We start from the raw sequence: 644 nt of genomic DNA, 5'->3' as shown, positions 1-644 counted from the left end.
CTAACCCCTGAAGGAGTGTTAGTATTTCTTGCCACCCTTAAAAGGGTCTTCATATTCTTTTACACTTAATTTATCAAGTGCAATATCATGTTTTTCTTGCTCTTGAATGTATTTTCTAATGGTAGCTTCATTCAAACCAACTGTACTTACATAATATCCTTCAGCCCAAAAGTGTCTATTTCCAAACTTATATTTTAAATTTGCATGCTTATCAAATATCATTAGAGCGCTTTTTCCTTTTAAATATCCCATAAAATTTGATACTGCTAGTTTTGGTGGAATACTCACTAACATGTGAACATGATCTGGCATAAGATGTCCTTCGATTATTTCTACCCCTTTATATTTACAAAGTGTTCGAAGTATCTCGCCTATGCTCCTTCGATATTGATTGTAAATTATTTTTCGTCTATACTTTGGAGTGAACACAATATGGTATTTACACAACCATTTTGTGTGTGCCAAGCTATTTGCTTTATTGGCCAATTTACTCACTTTCCTTTCTATATTTAGAGGCTTGAACAATCTCTATTATAGAAGAAAGTGAGTTTTTTGTTTGGTATAACCACTTGTTACCCACCCGCATAGCAGGTGGTTTTCTGTTTCGCACGCTGCCGCGTACTCAACGGACTAAAGTCATAATA

At 34.6% G+C, this 644-nt stretch carries 1 protein-coding gene; it reads right to left on the bottom strand.

From position 1 onward, the window contains the following. Positions 1-18 precede the first annotated feature (18 nt). Positions 19-486: an IS200/IS605 family transposase gene (gene tnpA, locus KM885_RS17785; protein ID WP_216884347.1), complete on the bottom strand. Its 468-nt coding sequence runs from the start codon at positions 484-486 to the stop codon at positions 19-21. Positions 487-644: the final 158 nt, after the last annotated feature.

The sequence above is a fragment of the Oceanobacillus caeni genome (genome assembly GCF_019037185.1).
GTDB lineage: Bacteria > Bacillota > Bacilli > Bacillales > Amphibacillaceae > Oceanobacillus > Oceanobacillus caeni.
Note: the sequence above shows the minus strand (reverse complement) of the source record. Positions and strands in the feature narration are given on the sequence as shown.